General features: G+C 54.8%; 18 protein-coding genes. 11 read left to right on the forward strand and 7 right to left on the reverse strand.

Annotated elements, in window-relative coordinates; all coding sequences use genetic code 11:
- Positions 1-63 precede the first annotated feature (63 nt).
- Positions 64-735 carry a hypothetical protein gene (locus S7A_RS18360; RefSeq protein ID WP_009092818.1) on the forward strand — a complete coding sequence of 224 codons (672 nt, stop codon included), beginning with the start codon at positions 64-66 and terminating at the stop codon, positions 733-735.
- 52 nt (positions 736-787) lie between these two features.
- Here the strand turns inward: S7A_RS18360 and S7A_RS18365 are convergent, their stop codons facing one another.
- Positions 788-1,639, reverse strand: coding sequence for a Vmh family MBL fold metallo-hydrolase (locus S7A_RS18365; RefSeq protein WP_009092819.1), 852 nt, complete (start codon positions 1,637-1,639; stop codon positions 788-790).
- Positions 1,640-1,783: 144 nt separating this feature from the next.
- On the opposite strand from S7A_RS18365, the gene S7A_RS18370 reads away from it, so the two are divergent.
- The 3 genes from S7A_RS18370 (at position 1,784) to S7A_RS18380 (ending at position 3,790) form a co-directional block, all read left to right on the forward strand.
- Positions 1,784-2,668: a LysR family transcriptional regulator gene (locus tag S7A_RS18370; RefSeq protein WP_009092820.1), complete on the forward strand. Its 885-nt coding sequence runs from the start codon at positions 1,784-1,786 to the stop codon at positions 2,666-2,668.
- Between the two features lie 33 nt (positions 2,669-2,701).
- Positions 2,702-3,121 (forward strand): VOC family protein, encoded by a 420-nt coding sequence (locus S7A_RS18375; RefSeq protein WP_009092821.1) that lies wholly within the window; start codon positions 2,702-2,704, stop codon positions 3,119-3,121.
- Between the two features lie 366 nt (positions 3,122-3,487).
- Positions 3,488-3,790, forward strand: coding sequence for a type 1 fimbrial protein (locus S7A_RS18380; protein WP_009092822.1), 303 nt, complete (start codon positions 3,488-3,490; stop codon positions 3,788-3,790).
- Positions 3,791-3,995: 205 nt separating this feature from the next.
- Here S7A_RS18380 and gabP read toward each other — a convergent pair whose 3' ends face one another.
- Both gabP and gabT read right to left on the reverse strand, forming a co-directional pair.
- A complete protein-coding gene (gene gabP, locus S7A_RS18385; protein ID WP_369750604.1) occupies positions 3,996-5,405 on the reverse strand; it encodes a GABA permease in 1,410 nt (469 codons plus the stop codon).
- 84 nt (positions 5,406-5,489) lie between these two features.
- Positions 5,490-6,776, reverse strand: a complete 1,287-nt coding sequence (gene gabT, locus S7A_RS18390) for a 4-aminobutyrate--2-oxoglutarate transaminase (RefSeq protein ID WP_009092824.1) — start codon at positions 6,774-6,776, stop codon at positions 5,490-5,492.
- A 110-nt stretch (positions 6,777-6,886) separates the two neighbouring features.
- Here gabT and S7A_RS18395 point away from each other — a divergent pair, with 110 nt between their 5' ends.
- Positions 6,887-8,377 carry a PLP-dependent aminotransferase family protein gene (locus S7A_RS18395; RefSeq protein ID WP_181161937.1) on the forward strand — a complete coding sequence of 497 codons (1,491 nt, stop codon included), beginning with the start codon at positions 6,887-6,889 and terminating at the stop codon, positions 8,375-8,377.
- 40 nt (positions 8,378-8,417) lie between these two features.
- Entirely contained in the window at positions 8,418-9,794 is a 1,377-nt protein-coding gene (locus tag S7A_RS18400; protein WP_009092826.1) for a glycoside hydrolase family 10 protein, read from the forward strand.
- Between the two features lie 286 nt (positions 9,795-10,080).
- Here S7A_RS18400 and S7A_RS18405 read toward each other — a convergent pair whose 3' ends face one another.
- Complete coding sequence (locus tag S7A_RS18405) at positions 10,081-10,560, reverse strand: type VI secretion system tube protein Hcp (protein WP_009092827.1); 480 nt, start codon at positions 10,558-10,560, stop codon at positions 10,081-10,083.
- Between the two features lie 235 nt (positions 10,561-10,795).
- Positions 10,796-11,488, reverse strand: a complete 693-nt coding sequence (locus S7A_RS18415; protein ID WP_009092828.1) for a hypothetical protein — start codon at positions 11,486-11,488, stop codon at positions 10,796-10,798.
- Positions 11,489-12,065: 577 nt separating this feature from the next.
- Here S7A_RS18415 and S7A_RS18420 point away from each other — a divergent pair.
- Positions 12,066-12,806, forward strand: coding sequence for a nitroreductase family protein (locus tag S7A_RS18420; RefSeq protein ID WP_009092829.1), 741 nt, complete (start codon positions 12,066-12,068; stop codon positions 12,804-12,806).
- Positions 12,807-12,971: 165 nt separating this feature from the next.
- Positions 12,972-14,174 carry an MFS transporter gene (locus S7A_RS18425; protein WP_009092830.1) on the forward strand — a complete coding sequence of 401 codons (1,203 nt, stop codon included), beginning with the start codon at positions 12,972-12,974 and terminating at the stop codon, positions 14,172-14,174.
- 62 nt (positions 14,175-14,236) lie between these two features.
- On the opposite strand, the gene S7A_RS18430 is transcribed toward S7A_RS18425, so the two are convergent.
- Complete coding sequence (locus S7A_RS18430) at positions 14,237-14,452, reverse strand: YdgH/BhsA/McbA-like domain containing protein (protein ID WP_009092831.1); 216 nt, start codon at positions 14,450-14,452, stop codon at positions 14,237-14,239.
- Between the two features lie 367 nt (positions 14,453-14,819).
- Between S7A_RS18430 and S7A_RS18435 the strand changes: the two genes are divergently transcribed.
- Both S7A_RS18435 and S7A_RS18440 read left to right on the forward strand, forming a co-directional pair.
- The gene (locus S7A_RS18435; RefSeq protein ID WP_009092832.1) at positions 14,820-15,500 is read left to right on the forward strand and encodes a type 1 glutamine amidotransferase domain-containing protein; all 681 of its coding nucleotides are present in this window, start codon (positions 14,820-14,822) and stop codon (positions 15,498-15,500) included.
- 916 nt (positions 15,501-16,416) lie between these two features.
- Positions 16,417-16,941 (forward strand): phenolic acid decarboxylase, encoded by a 525-nt coding sequence (locus tag S7A_RS18440; protein WP_009092833.1) that lies wholly within the window; start codon positions 16,417-16,419, stop codon positions 16,939-16,941.
- Positions 16,942-17,017: 76 nt separating this feature from the next.
- Here the strand turns inward: S7A_RS18440 and clcA are convergent, their stop codons facing one another.
- Positions 17,018-18,406 carry a H(+)/Cl(-) exchange transporter ClcA gene (gene clcA, locus S7A_RS18445; protein ID WP_009092834.1) on the reverse strand — a complete coding sequence of 463 codons (1,389 nt, stop codon included), beginning with the start codon at positions 18,404-18,406 and terminating at the stop codon, positions 17,018-17,020.
- A gap of 257 nt (positions 18,407-18,663) precedes the next feature.
- On the opposite strand from clcA, the gene S7A_RS18450 reads away from it, so the two are divergent.
- A complete protein-coding gene (locus tag S7A_RS18450; RefSeq protein ID WP_009092835.1) occupies positions 18,664-19,890 on the forward strand; it encodes an FAD-dependent oxidoreductase in 1,227 nt (408 codons plus the stop codon).
- The last annotated feature ends 16 nt before the right edge of the window (positions 19,891-19,906 follow it).

The raw sequence follows: 19,906 nt of genomic DNA on the forward strand, positions 1-19,906 counted from the left end.
CGACACTTTTCACTCTGATCAGAGCGTGGCAGGATAAGCGCAAACTATCATGGAGTGAGCCTGATGTTACTGAAAGGTATGAACGATCCGCTGCTGAAAGCGTATCAGCATCCGAAGTCACGGATGATGATCAGCCGTTTCAGGGGACTGGCGGGCGATCGACGCATCAGTGACTGGCAGGCGTTCACTATTCTGGTGACAGGCTTTACCAACTACTGGTTTGTGCAGGCCGGTCACTACTCAATTAATGTCACCCTGACCAAAACCCGCCAGTTCGATTTTCTGCAGGACTTTCTGCATTTTACCGTGACGCTGGATGGCCTGATTGCAGATGAGCATTTTCGCAGCCCGGACTTTGTACTGCCTCATTACGACGTGCCCTACGAATTCTGCCGCTGGCGCAACAAACGCGGCTACGACGCCTTAACCACCTATGTCAGTAAACAGGGCGTGAAATCCCACAAGGGGATCTTTACCGTCTCGGAAGGCCTCTCCCCGGAGGAGCAGGTGATGAAATGGGAAGGGGTGGTAAACGTCTACGACAAAACCTTTTTCAGCGTGACGAACTTCAACACCACGCAGGAATTTCTGATCAAAGATATCAGCCGATCGATTCAGGAAGGTCTGCTGAAACACCTGAGTTTTTACCGCGACCTGTTTCACTACATCTTCCCCACACCCGCTGAGGCGCGATTACAGGCGCGGGATGACAGACGCTATCTGGCTAAAAAATAGCGCCCTGGTGCACCCCGCGTTGTGCCGCAAAGTCAGCCGTTTCTCTGCGGGTTTACCACTTCATCTCACCGGTGTTCACTTTCGCGCTGAGCTCCAGCGAACCCGGCTCGGCCAGTCCTGGCCAGGCGGCCGTCATGGCGCTAATCACCTCTGCTGAGGTTTTGTGCTGCGACAGCGCCTGCTCAAAGGACTTCAGGTAGTTGAGGGTAAAATCCACCGCCTGCGACCCGGCGGGGCGCGCACCCAGATAGTGACCCGGGATGACGTTCTGCGGATGCAGCGTCTGCATCTCTGTCAGGATATGACGCCACGCCGCACGGCTTTCAGGGGTCTGGGTGTCTGCTGTCCAGACATGAATGCCGGAAGAGAGGGCCGTCCCACCCAGAATTGTGCTGGCGGAGGGGATCCAGACGTAAGCGGCATACTGATCCGGATGACGCAGCTCCAGCATTTCACCGTCTACGCTAAACCGTGTCTCATGCGTCACCTCTGGCACGGTCAGCGCGTCAGGCGCGCCCTGCTTCATCTGCGGACCCCAGTACTTCAGCTTCGCCTCATGCGTCTCCTGAATATGTTTCACCACAGCCGGTGAGGCCACCACCTTCACATCCGGCCAGGCTTTAACAATCGGTTCCAGGCCAAAATAGAAGTCGGGATCGCCGGAGGTGATCACGATTTCTTTCAGTTTTTTGCCGCTCTGTTTAATCATCGCCACCAGCTTCTCACCATCCTGCGTGCTGAACTGCGCATCAAACAGAATGGCTTCGGTGGGGCCGGAGACCAGCGTAGATGAAACGGCAAACAGGCCCTTTTCCTGCGGATTATAGGTTTCAAGTTTCAGGGTCGTGGCGCTGGCAGAGGCTGAAGCCAGCATCATAATTAAAGCGTGAGCGGCAATTTTCATGTTTATCCTCAGAGGGTAATCGCCACACAGGGCGGCGCAAATGATCATGTTCTGTGTCAGTGGCGCTATTTTACGCATTCTGACATCTGTTAGAATTCCCGAAATCAGAGATGCTGAGTTTCATAATCCGAACAGGTAAAACAGATGGACAGAGTGACTGCGGCGGCCGTTTTTAACCGGATCTGTGAGCTGGGAAGCCTGAGTGCGGCATCACGCGCACTGGGGATCTCCCGTCCCATGGTGAGCCGTTATCTGGAAGAGATGGAGAGCTGGGCCGGAACGCGTCTGCTGCATCGCTCGTCACGTCGTCTGACGATCACCCCTGCAGGCGAGGCGATTCTGGAAAAGACCCGCCAGCTGGCACGCCTTTCGGAGGAGATCCGTCAGGAGACCCCGCAGGGAATACCCGCCGGGACATTGCGCATCGCCTGCGCGCACTTCACGGCTGTCCACCTTGTCGGTCCGGTGATCCCCGACTTTCTGGCGCGCTATCCGGCCCTGCGCATCGAGCTGGAGATCAATAATCAGCCTGTCAGCCTGATTGGTGAACGGATCGATCTCGCCATCCGCATTACTGATACGCCGGAGCCGGGCACTATCGCCCGCCGCCTGGGTGACTGCTGCTCTGTCCTCTGCGCCTCACCGGCCTATCTGCAGCAGCACGGCCTCCCGCAAACGCCTGACGATCTGGCGCACCATAACTGCCTCTGTTACAGCCATTTCGCCGGACAGAGCTGGCACTTTACCTCCCCGCAGGGAGAGAAAATGGCGGTGGCGGTCAAAGGAAATTTCAGCGCCGGGATCTCCTCTCTGTTGTGTGATGCGGCCAGTGCAGACTGTGGGATTGCGATGGTGCCCGAGCAGGAGGCGCGTCACGCTCTGGAAAGCGGAAAAATGGTCACCTTACTGCCCGATTATGAGCCGGGACGCATTGGCATCTGGGGACTTTACCTGTCGCGGGAACATCAGCCTGCAGCACTGCGGCTGATACTCGATGAACTGCAGCGCAACCTTTTGAGTCATGCCTGAGCCAGCCTCACAACAGACAACAGGGAAGAAGAAATGAGTGACAATCAACCCCTTTACTGGAACCGTATGGTGCCAGAACTCACCGTAACCAATTTTGCCGCCTCACTGCATTTTTACACGACGGTACTGGGATTCAGCGTGAGAATACAGCGGCAGCAGCCGGACTTCGCCTACCTGTGCTATGGCGAGGCGCAACTGATGATTGAGCAGTTTCATCCTCAGGGCTGGAACACGGCAGAGCTTCACTGGCCGCTGGGACGGGGCATCAATTTTCAGATTGAAGTGGATGATATCCAGGTCGTACTGGCTCGGGTGCAAAAGCAGGGTATCGCGCTCTATCGCCCGCTGCGGGATACGGTGTATGACACCGGCGGGACAACCGCCTGTCAGCGCGAGTTTCTTCTGCAGGATCCGGATGGTTATCTGCTGCGGTTCAGCCAGTATCTGGAATGAGCTGAAAACAGTTTGGGTGAATTCCGCCGGGCAGCGCGGATATATCTCATCCCGGAATGCCTGAGTCAGGTTTTATATTGAACAGGCAGTCAGAATAAAAACCAGCGTGCGCATTTCTGTCACTGCAGAAAGTGCCTCAGCTTATTCAAGTTCTCCTCTTACACGTATTTGCATTTAAATTCTGTTCTTCTGTGTTGATGTTATTTATACCGTTAACGCCAAAAATTCTTTTTTACTATCGATGTTAAAAAATCGAGGGCGATGAAAAGTCCGGCTGGCGAAGATTTACATTTAATTCTCTTTTCAGTGCTTAATCTTTTGCGATCTGCGCCGATAACTCCTGACACACATTCAGGAGGATGCAGTATGAAATCATTTTTACTCGCTGGCTTTACCACGCTCTTAATGACAATCGCCGGGGCAGCAAGTGCTGGTTCGGATTCAGGCACGATTACCTTTCGCGGCATGGTGACGAATGATTCATGTGATATGAACACCGGAAAGAATCAGGTCGTGTTCAGTTGTTATGATTCTGGCAGGGGAAAGACTACGCTGACGACGGCTGATCTCAGAAATCTCCACGCCCTTGACAGGTTACCTGCAGAAGTGAAAATGCACTGGTTAAACGCCGAAAAAACCAGAGGGATTCTGTCCCTCACTTATCTTTAATTTTTTCTGCCATTCTGACGAAAATTGATTGCGCCCGGGGCGAAACAGGAATAAAAGTAATGTTACCAAACCCACAGCGAAAAAGTGGGTATCAGAGAAAACCTTATATCGCCAGACCCTTTTTGTCAGCACCAGGGAACCAGATGCAAAAAAAAGCCCACCTTATAAAAGGTGGGCTTTTTCACTGTTAATGCGCTTCAGTTAATTATGACGGGTCAGAGGAGCGCTGCACAAAATAGCGCGTGCTTTTCTGTTCTGCCTTTTTACGGCGCAGCAGCAGGCTGGTCGCAATAATAACCAGCGTTAAACCGCCCGTCGCCACTAATTCTGTCTGGTGTTTAGGATCAAACAGCATGATCACCAGCACCGTGACGATAAACAGAATCGTGACCCAGGTCAGACCGGGAAACAGCCACATGCGGTAGGTCAGGACTTCACCCGCCTGCTCGCGTTTTTTGCGCAGCACCAGATGGGATGCGGCAATCACCAGGTAGACCAGCAGCGCAATGGCACCCGAGGTGGCGAGTAAAAATTCGAAGACCGCGCTGGGCGCCAGGTAGTTGGCGATCACCGCCAGAAACGCTGCCGCAGTCGAGAGCAGCACCGCAACCCAGGGTGTGCCGCTGCGATTGGTGCGTGAGGCCGCAGCGGGCGCATCCTTGCGGCGTGACAGCGAGTAGAGCATACGCGAGGAGGTGTAGAGCGCCGAATTCAGACAGCTGCACACCGCCATCAGCACCACCAGATCGACGATCAGCCGGGCATGAGGAATGCTCATCGCCTGCAGAGCGGTCTGCCAGGAACCCTGTTCAACCAAGCCTGGCGTATTCCACGGAACCAGCGCCACCACGAAGAAAATCGACAGCAGGTAGAATAGCGCGATACGCCAGATCACCGAGTTGGTGGCTTTCGTAATCTGCCGGCCGGGATTTTTCGACTCTGCGGCGGCGATAGTGACAATCTCGGTGCCCATAAAAGAGAACATCGTGGTCAGGATAGCCGCCACCACCGCGCCGAGTCCATTTGGCATGAAGCCGTTGGTGTCATAAAGATGCGACAGGCCGCTGGTGTGACTGTCAGGCAGCAGGCCAAACACGGCGGCACCTGCGACGGCCAGGAACAGGATGATCGCCACGACCTTGATCAGGGCAAACCAGAATTCGAACTCACCGTAGTTTTTCACGCTCAGCAGGTTGGTAATGGTCAGTAAGAGTGTGATGGCGAAGGTGAACTGCCAGATGGCCACATCGGGGAACCAGGCGTGCAGGATCGTGCCTGCTGCATTGGCTTCCAGCGGGATCACCAGCACCCAAAACCACCAGTAGAGCCAGCCGATGGTAAACCCGGCCCAGCGTCCCAGCGCTTTCTCCGCATAGGTGGAGAACGATCCGGAATCGGGTGAGGCCACGGCCATCTCCGCCAGCATCCGCATGATCAGCACGACCAGCAACCCGGCGGCAGCATAGGAGATCAGCACGGCGGGGCCCGCTTCAGAAATAGCATGACCGGAGCCAACAAACAGCCCGGCGCCAATTACGCCGGCAATCGAGAGCATGCGCACGTGGCGCGGTTTCAGGTTCTGAGCCAGCGAATCTTCATTCGCACTCTGAGTCATCGTCATGTCAACGTCTCCGGGGGACGCCCGGCCATGCTGGCCGGACGAACAGGAAAGGGGCTTGCGATTAACGAGCCAGTGAAATCATGCCGGGACGACAGGGTGTCCGGCAGGGGCAACACAGCGATCGATCACCGTGGAGAGAAGGGTCAGCGCCTGGCTGAACTGGGCATCCGGAATGGTAAGCGGGTAGAGGAAGCGGATAACGTTGCCTTTCGCGCCGCAGGTCAGCAGCAGCAGGCCCTGTTCCATCGCCATCTTCTGAACGGCCTGCGCGGTGCTGGCCTGATAGAACTCCATTGCCACCATAGAACCCAGCGCCCGCACTTCGGCGATATCAGGGTGTTTGCGCTGCTGCGCCTCCAGTTCAGCGACAAGCCGGCCACCGAGATCCACGGCGCGCTGACAGAGCTGCTCCTCCTCGATCACATCCAGCACCGCGTGAGCCGCCGCGATGGCTAACGGATTTCCGGCATAGGTACCGCCCAGTCCGCCAGGGGCAGGCGCGTCCATCACCTCGGCGCGACCGGCCACGGCGGAGAGGGGCATCCCGCCCGCCAGGCTTTTCGCCATGGTGATGATATCGGCTTTCACCGGATAGTGTTCCATGGCAAACAGCCTGCCGGTGCGGGCAAATCCGCTCTGTACTTCATCCGCAATCAGCAGGATGCCGTGACGGTCAGCCAGTTCACGCAGCTTCACCATAAATTCTGCCGGTGCCGCATGGAATCCACCTTCACCCTGCACCGGTTCCAGTACGATTGCCGCAACATCATGGGGCGCAATGTCCTGTGTGAAAATCTCATCCAGGCTGGTCAGTGCCGCTTCAACGCTGATCCCCTGCACCGCGCTGGGGTAGCGGGCGTGGAAAACGGAAGGGGGCATCGGGCCGAAATCGCGCTTGTAGGGGGCGACTTTGCCGGTCATGGCCATGGTCATAAAGGTGCGGCCATGAAACGCGTTGCCAAAGGTGATGATGCCGTGACGACGGGTATAGGCACGCGCCACTTTAACCGCGTTTTCTACCGCTTCGGCACCGGTGGTAAAGAAGGCGGTTTTCGCTGCACCGGCAACCGGCACCCGCTGATTGATGCGCTCAGCCAGTGCGATATAGCTTTCGTAAGGGGTGATCTGGAACGCCGTATGGGTAAACTTTGTTAACTGTTCGGCCACCGCCTGCTCAATGCGTGGATGGCGATGACCGGTGTTCAGCACGGCGATGCCGCCTGCGAAGTCGATCCAGCTGTTACCAGCCTGATCCCATAAGGTGGCGTTTTCTGCCCGGGCAACGTACCAGTCGCACAGCGTACCGATGCCCTTAGGCAGAGCCTGTGCTTTACGTTCCTGCATCAGGTTATTTTTTTCGCTCATTTGATCCACCTCATTGATATGCGTGTTTACAATTCCCGACAAACACGTTTATTTATGCCTGAGGCGTGGTGAGTTGCCAGAGCCAATTATCAGAGGAAGGATGGAGCCAATTGCGACTCTTGTACGCCGATCATCTATTAGCACGGTTACAGTTTATGAAAACCGGTTCCCTGCATCAGCGACTGCTCAACTGTATGCAGGCCGCGATCACGGAAGCGGTCTTTCCGCGCGGCAGTCGTTTGCCGCCCACCCGCGATCTGGCGCGTGAACTCGGCGTGTCGCGAAACACGGTGATGCATGTGTATGAAAGTCTGATGGCGCAGGGCTACGTGACCGCGCGCACCGGCAGCGGCACGTGGATTGCCGAGACGCTGCCGGAGAGTTCGCTACAGAGTGATGCGATTGCCGACCTGGCCGCCGTGAAGGCGCAGCGACCGGCCACCCTGTCGAAGCGCGGTGCCACACTGCTGGGGCACGCCACCGCATCCCCTTATCAGTGGGGAGCATTTGTGCCTGGCGCGCCCGACGTGACCGAATTTCCCCATAAGCTGTTCAGTCAGATTCAGGCGCGCCTGAACCGGGAGCCTGACGTCCATCGGCTGGTTTACAGCAGCGGCGGCGGCTGCCCCGATCTGCGTCATGCGCTGGTCGATTATCTGCGGGTGGCGCGTTCCGTGCAGGCCGATGCGGATCAGATTCTGATCACCGAGGGCGTTCATCAGGCGGTCGATCTGGTCACGCGGGTATTGTGCGACCCAGGCGATCGGGTCTGGATGGAAGAGCCGGGCTACTGGGGAACACGCAATCTGCTGCGGATGAATGGCCTGAAAATCCGGGCCATGCCGGTGGATGAGCAGGGCCTGGTGCCCGACAGCGGGCCGCCACCCAAGATGGTGTTTGTCACACCTTCCCATCAGTACCCGCTGGGGGTGCATCTGAGCCTGGCACGTCGTCAGGCGTTGCTCACACTGGCGCGCCGTCATCAGAGCTGGATTGTCGAAGATGACTACGACAGCGAATTTCGTTTCTCCGGACAGCCGCATCCCTCGCTGCAGGGGCTGGAAGCCGATGCGCCGGTGATTTACATGGGCACGTTCAGTAAAACGCTCTATCCCGCCCTGCGCATTGGCTATCTGGTGGTGCCAAAACCGCTGGCTCAGCCGATGCGCATCGCGGCAGCGGAACTCTATCGCGGCGGACATCTGCTGATCCAGCGGGCGCTGGCGGAGTTTATCCGGCTGGGTCATTACATGGAGCATATCCGGCGGATGCGGCTGCTCTATCGACAGCGGCGGCAGTTCCTCTGTCGGCTGATCGAACGCTATCTGGGGCCCGCCTTCTTACCGGCTTTTAACCATGAAGCCGGTCTGCATCTGGTGATGCCGCTGCCGGCAGGCAGTGATGATGTCGCCATTGCCGCCGAGGCGCTGAAGCGCGGCGTCAAGGTGCGGCCACTTTCACAATATTATATGCATCCTCAGGAGACGCGAGGTCTGCTGCTGGGGTATGCCTGCGTCAATGAACGGCAGTGTCAGGATGCTTTTGGCACCCTCAAAGCCTGTCTGGCGGCGGCCGGTATTGTGTTCAGTCCCCAGCGCTAACGCATTGACATTTAATCAGAGTCACCGAGAATACTCCTCTTTGCGTCCCGACCAGATAAAACTGGAGTTTATCATCGCACTGAATCTTATTCCTGCCGCAGCCAGCGTGGCGTTAAGGCGCGGGGCCGCACTGGCTGCGGCACTGTTGCTCGTCAGCTGCGCCTCTGAGCCGCCGCGGTCGCTGGTGACGCCTTTTCCACCGGTCACGAAACAGCCGTTACCGCCAGCCAGCCAGCCGGTGCAGCCTCAGGTCCGGCAACCGATGCGCGGCGTCTGGTTAGCTACCGTATCCCGTCTTGACTGGCCTCCCGTCGCATCGGTCAATGGTGCCAGCCCGGCAGAGCGCATCCGGATGCAGCAGCAGTCGCTTATCGACAAGCTGGATAAACTGAAAAGCCTGGGAATTAACACGGTCTTTTTCCAGGTGAAGCCCGATGCCACAGCGCTCTGGTCCTCTAAAATTCTGCCCTGGTCCGATATGCTGACCGGCAGAATCGGCGAAGATCCCGGCTACGATCCGCTGCAGTTTATGCTGGATGAGGCGCATAAACGCGGTATGAAAGTCCACGCGTGGTTCAACCCCTATCGGGTTTCGGTCAACATCAAACCCTCTACCGCCAGTGAGCTGAACCGCACGCTCTCTCTTCATCCGGCCAGCGTGTTTGTGCTGCACCGTGACTGGATTCGTACCGCGGGCGACCGCTACGTGCTCGATCCCGGCATCCCGGAGGCACGCGACTGGATCACCAGTATTGTGGCCGAGGTGGTGGCGCACTATCCGATCGACGGTGTGCAGTTCGATGACTATTTCTACGCGGAATCGGCAGGCTCTCTGCTCAACGACAGTCAGACCTTCAGCCGTTACGGGCAGGGCTTCGCCAGCAAAGCGGACTGGCGGCGTCACAATACGCAACAGCTTATTGAGCAGGTCTCCCGTACCATTAAACAGCTGAAGCCGGAGGTGGAATTTGGTGTCAGTCCGGCGGGTGTCTGGCGCAACCTGTCGCACGATCCGGCGGGTTCAGATACCCGAGGCGCAGCGGCCTACGATGAAGCCTATGCGGATACCCGTCGCTGGGTTCAGCAGGGTCTGCTGGATTATATCGCGCCACAACTCTACTGGCCGTTCTCCCGTCAGGCTGCCCGTTATGACGTGCTGGCAAAGTGGTGGGCAGAGGTGGTGAAGCCGACCAGAACCCGGCTTTACATTGGTCTGGCGCTCTACAAGGTGGGCGAGCCTTCGCGGATTGAGCCTGACTGGACGCTGCAGGGCGGAGTGCCGGAGCTGAGAAAGCAGCTCGACCTCAATGAGTCCTGGCCCCATATCGACGGCACCATTCTTTTCAGAGAGAACTATCTCAATCAGCCGCAGACTCAGCAGGCGGTGAGTTATCTGAAAAGTCGCTGGGGCGGCTGACATCGACACGGCAGCATAGTTATGGCTTCTGCGCTCAACGCATACCCGATGAAACGAATGCCGGTGAAGCTGGCGTGATGCATGCTCGCGGTTGCTGCTTTCTCCCTGCGACAGGTGTAACGATAACGGACTCTCCATTTCGTTACACCTGTTCACAGGACGGCAGTAATGCAACAGCAGCAGATAACCGGATTGGAAATATTCCGACGTGACAAAAATCCGGGGGTGACGTAACTGTGTTATCTATTAATTTCAGAAGTTAATTGGTGAAGTCAGTCAGGAGCACTTATGACCTCGCGTAGTTATTCCACTCATCACGATATACGATATTGCCATCCGTATATTTCCATGTGATTGCCTCATAGCGTAATTCCAGCGTTTCGAGATGCGTACTGCTCACCCCGCCAGGGGCAAGGTAGGGTGCAACTGTCGTAAATTTGACATTTTCCAGAATGATATTGAAATATTCGGCTTCGATTCCGGATTCCAGAATGCGATACATTCGGATAGTGCCTTTCTTCATTGTCCGGCCTTCACAGACTGCTCTGTAGAGTAGCGGCGTTGTTTGATCAAATTCTTTGACTATCGTTACAGGGCTATGGACCCGCGTTCCCGTGAGCTTTCCCCAACTGGGATCGACAGGTATGGTTACGCCGTGAGAGAACGATTTTAATTCGATGGAGCCCAACCGCAGTGGCATCTGACAGCTGCCTGTGACGGGAGAACCGTTTTCATCTTCAAGCCATAAATGGGCGGGTGTAGACATGTTATCTCCTTATAAATAAAAGCATGCTAGCGCTTGTTTTTCATCTTCACAATTTCGTAAATCGATAAACCAACCATCACAGACACAAAGAATATCGGGATTAGCCAGATGGGACTATCCGGGAAAAATAAAGCCTGAACTAAGGCGAAAACGAGGGTTAATGCTGTCGGGCCATAATCCGAAAGTAATGATCTGAATATCCGTCTAAATAGTCGCTTAATAACATTTATCATTATTATCTGATCATCTTTGTGATAATTTCTGCAATTTTATCATCCGATGCCCACTGTACATTAAATGCTTCAGCCCGCTCGAATAATGGCTCTATCAAAAAATACATCATTTCAAGCTCTTGATTGTATAATGCTGAATAGTAAACCGGATTAGAGATGTGAAGGCGATTCGCACTTTCTGCTGCCTTTTGAACAAGGCCATATATGCCCATTGCCCCAACAACCTGCCGTGCTCTTTTTCCTGCAAGCAAACTCATTTCAAGGCTTAGATTCATACCTGTAGCAACAGATGATGCTGCTGCTAAAGCAAATCCAGCATTTGTCAGCGAGCTGGCGGCAATATGTATATTAACAGCCATTAACTTTTGTTTAATGTATTCAAGTTGCTCGGAGGTTCTATCCTTGAAAATCCCTTCAAAATATAACGTTAGCATTTGATGCGCAATGTTCCTATGTTGCAATAGATAAATAACGGCATTTTTAAAGCGTACGTCTTCGGTCTTTTGCTGCTGGCAAACATCTTTATATTCATCGGTAAAGCAGGAGGTGTAATAGAGCAAGCGTCTGGCGCCAGCACATGTCATCTCAATCTGATTTAATACGGCTTCCTTAACGCCTGAGACAGCGTGATCGAGTTGATTAGCTAAAATGTTATTTTGCTGTAAATATCTTATCACCTGATGGCTGTATGACATTGCTCATTTCCTCGAACCATTCATCCCTGATTTATGTCTCACATTATCTGGACGTTCTTTTTATGTAAATATGGTTAACGCTTCAGTAATGCGCTTGATCAATATAACCTGAAAGATGTCCCGAAATTGTGTGATCGGTTTATTCACATAGCGCTTAAAGGGGTTACCTTCGGTTCTTTTTGATAAATTGTCAGAATATGGAAAGGGATTTCAGGAAAGAGCGGTTAACGCAGCAGGTATGATAATGGCCTCGGCTACCTGTCTGCTTTTTAGCCGCGGTCAAACGGTGAAGCAGGCGTTAAGCGCCTGAAGGGTAATGGCTCAATCCGGGCGGCGCGTTTCAGCAGATAGCATTGCATTGTCAGTTGCACACAGCGCTTAAAAGATGTCCGGTAACGGGACTGACTTTATAGCGCACCGGCGGTGAGTGATTCGGTGACTTTAACCCCGGCGTTTTAAACGTATACAGAGACGCAGACGTGTTTAGAAACGGTTACAAAAGGGTGCTCAAAAACCCTCGAATTACCAAGCGTGCGAATACGTTACTGTTATAGTTGCTTTTTAAATGGGAGGAACTATGAGCGATCTGATTGATATTTTCACAAGTCACAAAAGTGAACGCAGTTTCACTGAGCAACCCGTTGATGAGGCTGTACTGGATCGGATTATCAGTACCGCTTACCGTGCGCCAACATCGGTCAACTCGCAGCAGGTTTCTGTCGTCATCACCCGTGACGCAGGCCGTCGCGCGGAGATCGCCGCGATTGCGGGTGGTCAGCCGTGGATTGCTAAAGCACCGGTGTTCATCACCTTTGTACTTGATATGCATAAATCTGCCGTAGCGATGTCTGCGGTCGATCAGCAGCAAATCGCGCATCAGAGCATCGAAAGCATCGTCTCTGGCTCAACCGATATCGGGATTGCGCTGGGCTCTGTGATGGCTGCCGCGCGCGCAGAAGGATTAGGCATTGTGCCAATTGGCGGGATCCGTCGCGATCCACAGGCGATGATTTCATTGCTGGAGCTGCCGCCGCTGACGTTCCCTGTGGCAGGTGTGGTCATTGGTCATGTTGATGAACCTGCTCATCAGAAACCCCGTCTGCCGCTGGCGACCTTCCGCCATGATGAGACCTATAAAACTCAGGGGCTGGAGCAGCAGATTGCCGCTTATAACGATGAGATGGTGCAGCACTGGAAAAACATCGGCCGCAACGATGGCGAAAGCTGGAGTGCAAGCGTCGGTGGTTATTACAAAAACATCTACTTCCCGGCTGTGCTGCCTGCACTGCTGAAGCAGGGTTTCGGCACCGATAAATAAGCCGCGCATCTACCGCGAAACACGCCAGGGCCACCCGTATCCAGATACGGGTGGCCTTTTTCATTTTGTTACTATAACGAAATGTGACTTTCCTCGTTGTAACACATAATTTCCTTTTTAACCGAAGCGCAATTGCCTTTAACACTTACCTTCCAGGGAAATAACATGTCACAGCGTTCTCTCTACGCGCTCTGTTTGATGAGCTTTTTTCTGGCCGATGTTCGCGATGGGCTGGGGCCATTTCTGGGCATCTTTCTGACGGAGCGACACTGGCGTCCCGACGAAATCGGTCTGGTCATGACCTGCGGCGGCATCGCCGGGTTACTGGCCACGCTGCCTGCCGGGATCGCGGCCGACGCCACCCGACACAAGAAAATGATTGTGCTGCTGGGTTGTCTGGTGATCACGGTCGCCACGCTGTTGCTCTGGTACAGCAATCAGACCTGGACTGCCATGGTCTCACAAATCGTGGCGGGAATAGCGGCGGCCTTTATCGGCCCGACCGTGGCGGGCATCACCCTGGGACTGACCGGCCAGCGCGGCTTTAACCATCAGATGGGTCGCAATGAGGCCTTTAACCACGGCGGGAATACCATCGCCGCACTGCTGGCGGGATTTTCAGCCTGGTACTGGGGAATGGGCGCGGTCTTTATTCTGATGACGGTGATGGCGCTCTTCGCTGCTGTTGCCACGATAGCGATCCGCGGCGATGAGATCGATAACGACGTTGCCCGCGGTTACGAGCAGAATGAAGAGCGTGAACCCGCGCCGCGCTTATCGATGTTGATACGCAAACCGGCCCTGCTGGTGGCCGGTGTGACGCTGCTGCTGTTTCATCTTGCCAATGCCGCGCTGCTGCCGATGCTGAGCATGCGCGTCGCCTCGGCAGGCGGGCAGGCGGCGGTCAGCCCTGGCCTCTTTGCTGCGGCAACGGTGGTGATCTCGCAGCTGGTGATGATTCCGGTGGCGCTATGGGTCTCTAAACGGGTCGAAACGCACGGCTACCGACTCTTTATTATGATCGCCCTGATGATCTTACCGCTGCGCGCGGTAATTGCAGCGGGCTTTGCCGCTCCCCTCTTTGTTATACCGGTTCAGGTACTGGATGGGGTGGCAGCCGGGATCCTGGGGGTGGCGGTGCCGGGTTATATCGTCTCTCTGCTGCGTGGCTCCGGCCATGTTAACGCCGGGCAAAGCGTGATTATGCTGATGCAGGGAGCGGGCGCTGCGTTGAGTCCGGCCATGACGGGCATGATCGCCGCGCGTTACTCCTACAGCACCGCCTTTGCTGTTCTGGGCGTGATCGCCCTGGCGGCACTGATTTTATGGTGGCGCACCGGCAGCGCACCAGCCGCACGCCTCGCCTGACCGACACAAAAAAGGCTGCCCGTTGGGCAGCCTCTTCTGGCAATTCCGTTTGCGACCATCCGTTATTTATACAGTTCTGCGGTCATATGAACACGGTTGTTGGTGTTCGCTTCGGTGATTTTGTATTGCGCGCCCTGTTCCTGCGCCTGAGCAGCGATTTTTGACTCTGCGCCATCCAGTGTTGAGGAGGTGACAGACACGCTCTGCGCGAAGCTGCCAAATGAGATCAGTGAAAGGGTGGCGAGAGCGGCAATTGAAAGTGCTTTTACGTTTTTCATGGTCATATTCCTGTTTATCAATGAGGAGGATGTGTGCCTCCGATGGGAATAATAATAACCATAGTTACCATATCTATATTAACTATTAGTGCGGTAATCGTGAGCTTGCTAACTAGTTGTGCCGGGTTGTGCTCATCTCAGGCTGGTGAGAGAACCTTTGCAGAGAGTCTGACACGCCTATCCGGCAGAAAAAACGAAAAGAATAGTGATGAACTATAATGGGTTGCGGATCACCGAATATTAAGCGGTAAATTTCAGTGATTCCTCAGAGTCCGTCACGACTGACGGACAAAACAGAAGAAGGCGCGATTAACATCGGGTATGACGCGCCTGAACTCTTAACCTGAAACGCTTACAGGGAGCGGACATGAAGATTCTGATGGTTTTGACCTCACATGATGAGCTGGGTAATACCGGCAAGAAAACCGGTTTCTGGCTGGAAGAGTTTGCCGCACCTTACTATGCCTTTCTTGACGCGGGCGCAGACGTAACCCTGGCATCACCACAGGGAGGACAACCTCCGCTCGATCCTAAAAGTGATGAAGCTGACTCTCAGACCGCGGATACCCGCCGCTTCCATAGCGATTCGGCTGCGCAGGCGGTGCTGGCTTCTACCCATAAACTGGACAGCGTGAGCCCGAATGCCTTTGACGCTGTGTTCTATCCGGGCGGCCATGGCCCACTATGGGATCTGGCAAATGACAAACACTCCATTACACTGATTGAGCAGACCCTGCAGGCTGGCAAACCGGTAGCACTGGTCTGCCACGCACCAGGCGTATTGCGCGATGTGAAAAATCCGGATGGCACGCCTCTGGTTAAGGGAAAGAAAGTCACGGGATTCACTAACAGTGAAGAGGAGGGCGTTGGCCTGACCGACATCGTGCCATTCCTTGTGGAAGACGCGCTCAAACAGAATGGCGGTCTCTATTCACGGGGAGAGGACTGGCAGTCCTATACTGTCCAGGATGGTCTGCTGATTACCGGGCAGAATCCGGGCTCCTCTTCTGAGACCGCGAAGGTTCTGCTGGCGAGTCTGAAAAAATAGAGTCGGGTCTTTCACAGGGGCGTCTGTCGGCGCCCTTGTAATCGCCTTTTAATCCTTCCTGTCAAAATAGTTACCTGCCGAATTATTCAGGATCAATATATCGATTATTACTCCCTGCATAATTTCCGGAACACTGAAGATATAAACATGGGTTAAATTCCAGTGTTGACATTATTTATATCAGAGGTAGATTAAGAATTATCAGCGGCATGAAATGCCCTGACACACCGGGAATTAACGGTGTTATCGGTGTCGATGGACTTATTCGCTTAAGCTGTCGGCGGTTCTGTTAAACATTGTTGTCATCAGCTCTTTTGAGTTAATCACAATCCTGTTAAATCGAGTCGTAGTAACGCACTGAGAGATAAGCAGTATTGCATCGCGATGATGTAAGGCCTCGTAGTTCTGAACGTGACTTTACGACGGTTACGGTTGCGGATTACACGTCGTAATGAATGTAAGGCAACGCATCAAAGAGTATATATCGCGATGGGGGTGTGCAGATTTATACGGGCCTGACCTGTCTTTGTCTCAAGAAAGACTCTCAGGTGGTTGAGACCGTTAATAATAGTGACATTCTGTAACCGTGTTCATTATTATCCGCAGAATCTGTTCATAAATAGCTGTACCAAAGTTGTTCCTGTTAATTAAGTTAGTTAATGGTAAATGTTAAATCAGTAGTAACCTAAAAGCCCTGGCTGTCTCAGTCAGGGCTTTTATCTTTCTTTCAGGCATTTAATCGATTCTTGCTCAGTGACCCTTCTCTTTCAATGTGACCGTTCCGGCTCTGTGACAGTCCGATGACAATTTCCTGCTCTGGATGGCAATTCAGCCAGTCTGGTCCATAGTGAGTATTTGCCGGCTGGTTTATACATTTATCTGCGCCCGGTCCGGGCGCCTGTTCAGAGAGGGTAACATGTCTGCAGAATCTCCAGAGGATATTGCCAGCGATCTGTCTCAGTTCGTGGGTACGCACTTTGTCTATACCTATGACAATGGCTGGAAATATGAGTGGTACGCGCGTAACGAAACGACCTGTGACTACCGCATTCATCAGGGGCTGGTGGGCGGCCGCTGGGTGACCAACCAGAAGATGCACGCGGTTCAGTTTGCCCCGGGTATCTATAAAGTAGACTGGCATGAGCCGACCGGAACCTGCGTCAGCCTGCTGTTCGATCTTAATCGCACTCTGCTGCACGGGACCATCTTCTTCCCGCAGTGGATCGCCGGAGAAGGTCAGCATCCTGAAAAAACTATCTGCTATCAGAATGACTTCATTGAGGATATGCATCGCTTTCGCGACGAAGGCCCCGCTTACCCCTACGTGATTATTCCTGAGTTCGCTAAGGTCACCTACATGAAAAATGAGGGGCCGGATAATGATGAAGTGATCAATCTGGCACCCGGCCAGATGCCTGCTGACTATTTTGATGACAAGTAAGTGACCGGGCTACCCGCCCTGAGAGGCGGGTAGCCGGTTGGGATAAAAACCTTTATCCCGCGGCGTGAATGTCCGCCTAAGGAGGCGTCACGGCCGACTGCCGGGCCAGCGTGCGGGCCAGAATAGATGAATAGAGCGGTTTGCCCCCCAGGAACTGCGCCAGCAGCGTCGCGCCCAGACAGGTGATAATCATCGGTAAGATCAACTGATAGTTGTCGGTCATCTCCAGCACCAGCACGATACCGGTGAGAGGTGCTCTGACCGAGGCCGCAAACAGTGCACCCATCCCTGCGATAGCGAACGTACCGGGCTCCAGCTGATAGAACGGAAAGAGATCGGTCATCACCACACCAAACGCGGTACCCAGCAGAGTTCCCAGCGCCAGCATCGGCGCAAAAATACCGCCCGGCGCACCTGAACTGAAACAGAGCAGGGTGGTAATCAGCCTGACCAGAAAGATCAGCAGCAGCAGCGCGAAGGGGAAGACGCCATGCACAGCCTGGGGGATCAGTTCTGAACCGCCACCTGCTCCGGGGGCGAACAGCAGCGCCAGAATGCCACAGCCGCCCCCTAACAAGCCCCCCGCCAGTACAACCCGTGCGGTTTTACCGGCGTAGAAGCGGGCAAACATATCCTGCGTCAGAAAAATCAGGCGATTAAACAGTACACCCACCATCCCGATAATCATGCCCAGCACCAGATAGAGCCACAGCGTCTGCACCGGCGCATCCGCCAGTTTGCCTACGGAGATGACCGCCTGTTCGCCGTTAAAGCAGCGAAAGACGATGCTGGCCATAATTACGCCGGTAAATACGGCTTTAATGGATATCAGGTTATAGCGGAATTGCGGACGCATCTCTTCAATAATGAACAGAATGCCCGCCAGCGGCGCGTTAAACGCCGCTGCCAGACCGGCCGCCGCACCGGTTGCCAGCAGCGTATGCCGCGCCTCGTTGCTGCGCATCCCGAGAATATCAATCACCATCCGGCCGATATTGCCGCCCAGCTGCACCGTCGGGCCTTCCCGGCCCAGTACCATTCCGGCACCCAGCGTGCCCATGCCACCAAAAAATTTTACCGGAATCACCCGCCACCAGCGCACCGGCCTCAGCTCCTCCAGTGCCCCCTCAATTTCCGGAATACCGGAGCCACCGGCTTCGGGGGCGAAGCGTCTGACCAGAAAATAGCCGACCATCGCCAGCAACGCCGAGATGGCAAAGGCGGCCACATAGAGTGTCCAGCCCTGAAAGTGGGCGGGTATCAGTGTGTCGGCGCGCCATTGCTGGATAGCCTCAACGGCGCGGGCAAAGGCTACCCCGGCCAGGCCAACCAGCGAACCGACCAGCGCAGCGCAAAACAGCATCGCCAGCGGCGTCTTATCGCGGTGGAGCAGGGCGCGGAACATCCGGCTGCGTGCCGCGATGGAGCGGGGAACATAAACCGGTTGCGGTATTTCTTCATTCATTGAGAGGGATTCTTGTTCAACCAGACCAGCGCTCCAGTGTACTGAGAGATAAGGTGAAAACAAACGTCAGGATCAATTTCAGTTGAGGAAAGCGGCTATTTCACCTGCGGTGGACAAACCACTTGCGCCATGCGTTCGCGGTAGGCTGGCGTATCCTGATTTTTCAGTGTCTGAGCCACGCACTATCGACCGACTGTGGCGTTGTCGCCACGGTTGACGCAATAATCATAGCAATACTGGCGTGACAGGGAGCCGACATGCAGCCACATTCTACTGAAATCCTTACCGCTGACTGTTGTATTGTCGGGGGCGGCCCGGCTGGCCTGATGCTGGGCTATCTGCTCGTCCGGGCAGGAGTGCGCGTGGTAGTCATCGAAAAGCACGCCGATTTTCTGCACGATTTTCGCGGAGACACCATTCACCCCTCTACGCTGGAAACGATGCACCAGCTCGGCCTGCTGGAGGCATTTCTCAGGCTGCCGCATCAGCGGGTCGAAAAGCTGGAGGCGGAGATTGCCGGCCAGAAAGTCACCATGGCCGACTTTTCCCGCCTGCCGGTTCAGTGCCGCTTTATCGCTTTTATGCCGCAGTGGGATTTCCTGAATTTTATTGCCGATCACAGCGCCCGATATCCGGGCTACACTCTCCTGCGGTCAACCGCCTTTGAGTCGCTTAATGAGGAAAATGGCACGGTCAGTGGCGTCACGGCACTGCGCGAAAATCAGCGCATTCATGTCCGCTGCAAAGTGGTGGTGGGTGCGGATGGCCGACATTCTCAGGTACGCGCAGCGGCAGGGTTGACCAGTCAGGCTTTTGGCGCGGCACGGGATGTCATCTGGTTCCGTCTCAGCAGGCAGCCCCACGACCCTGATATGGGCGTGGGGCACACGGGACCGCGACGAAACTTTATCGTTATCGATCGCGGTGACTACTGGCAGTGCGGGCTGACTATCCCCAAGGGGGAGTTTGACGCGAAACAGGCCGCCGGACTTGATACGTTTAAAGCGGAGATCGCGGCCCTGTCACCTTTTGAAGCCGCGCGAATGGCGGAAATCGAGGACTGGACGGCGTTTAAGCTGCTCTCTATCCGCATTGACCGGCTCGATAAGTGGGCGAAGCCTGGCGTGCTCTGCATTGGCGATGCGGCGCATGCAATGTCGCCCATAGGCGGGGTGGGTGTGAATCTGGCGATTCAGGATGCGGTGGCGACGGCGAATATTCTGACTGCGCCGCTTAAAGCCGGTGAGCTGCAGCTGCGCGACCTGGAAAAAGTGCAGAAGCGCCGTCAGTTTCCTACCGTTGCCACGCAGTTTTTGCAGATCAAAATGAGCCGCAAAAAGAGCAAAAAGAAAACCGGTGGCAGCAGTCGCATCCCCGGGATGATCGGTCGGCTGCCCTTTCTGAAGTTTATGGCCGGTCGCCTCATCGGACTCGGGTTCCGGCCGGAATCGCCGCAGGTTGCACGTGGTAAGGACAATAAATGATTTCGACAGCGTTCAG

It is taken from the genome of Pantoea sp. Sc1 (assembly GCF_000255315.1).
GTDB classification, from domain to species: domain Bacteria; phylum Pseudomonadota; class Gammaproteobacteria; order Enterobacterales; family Enterobacteriaceae; genus Pantoea; species Pantoea anthophila.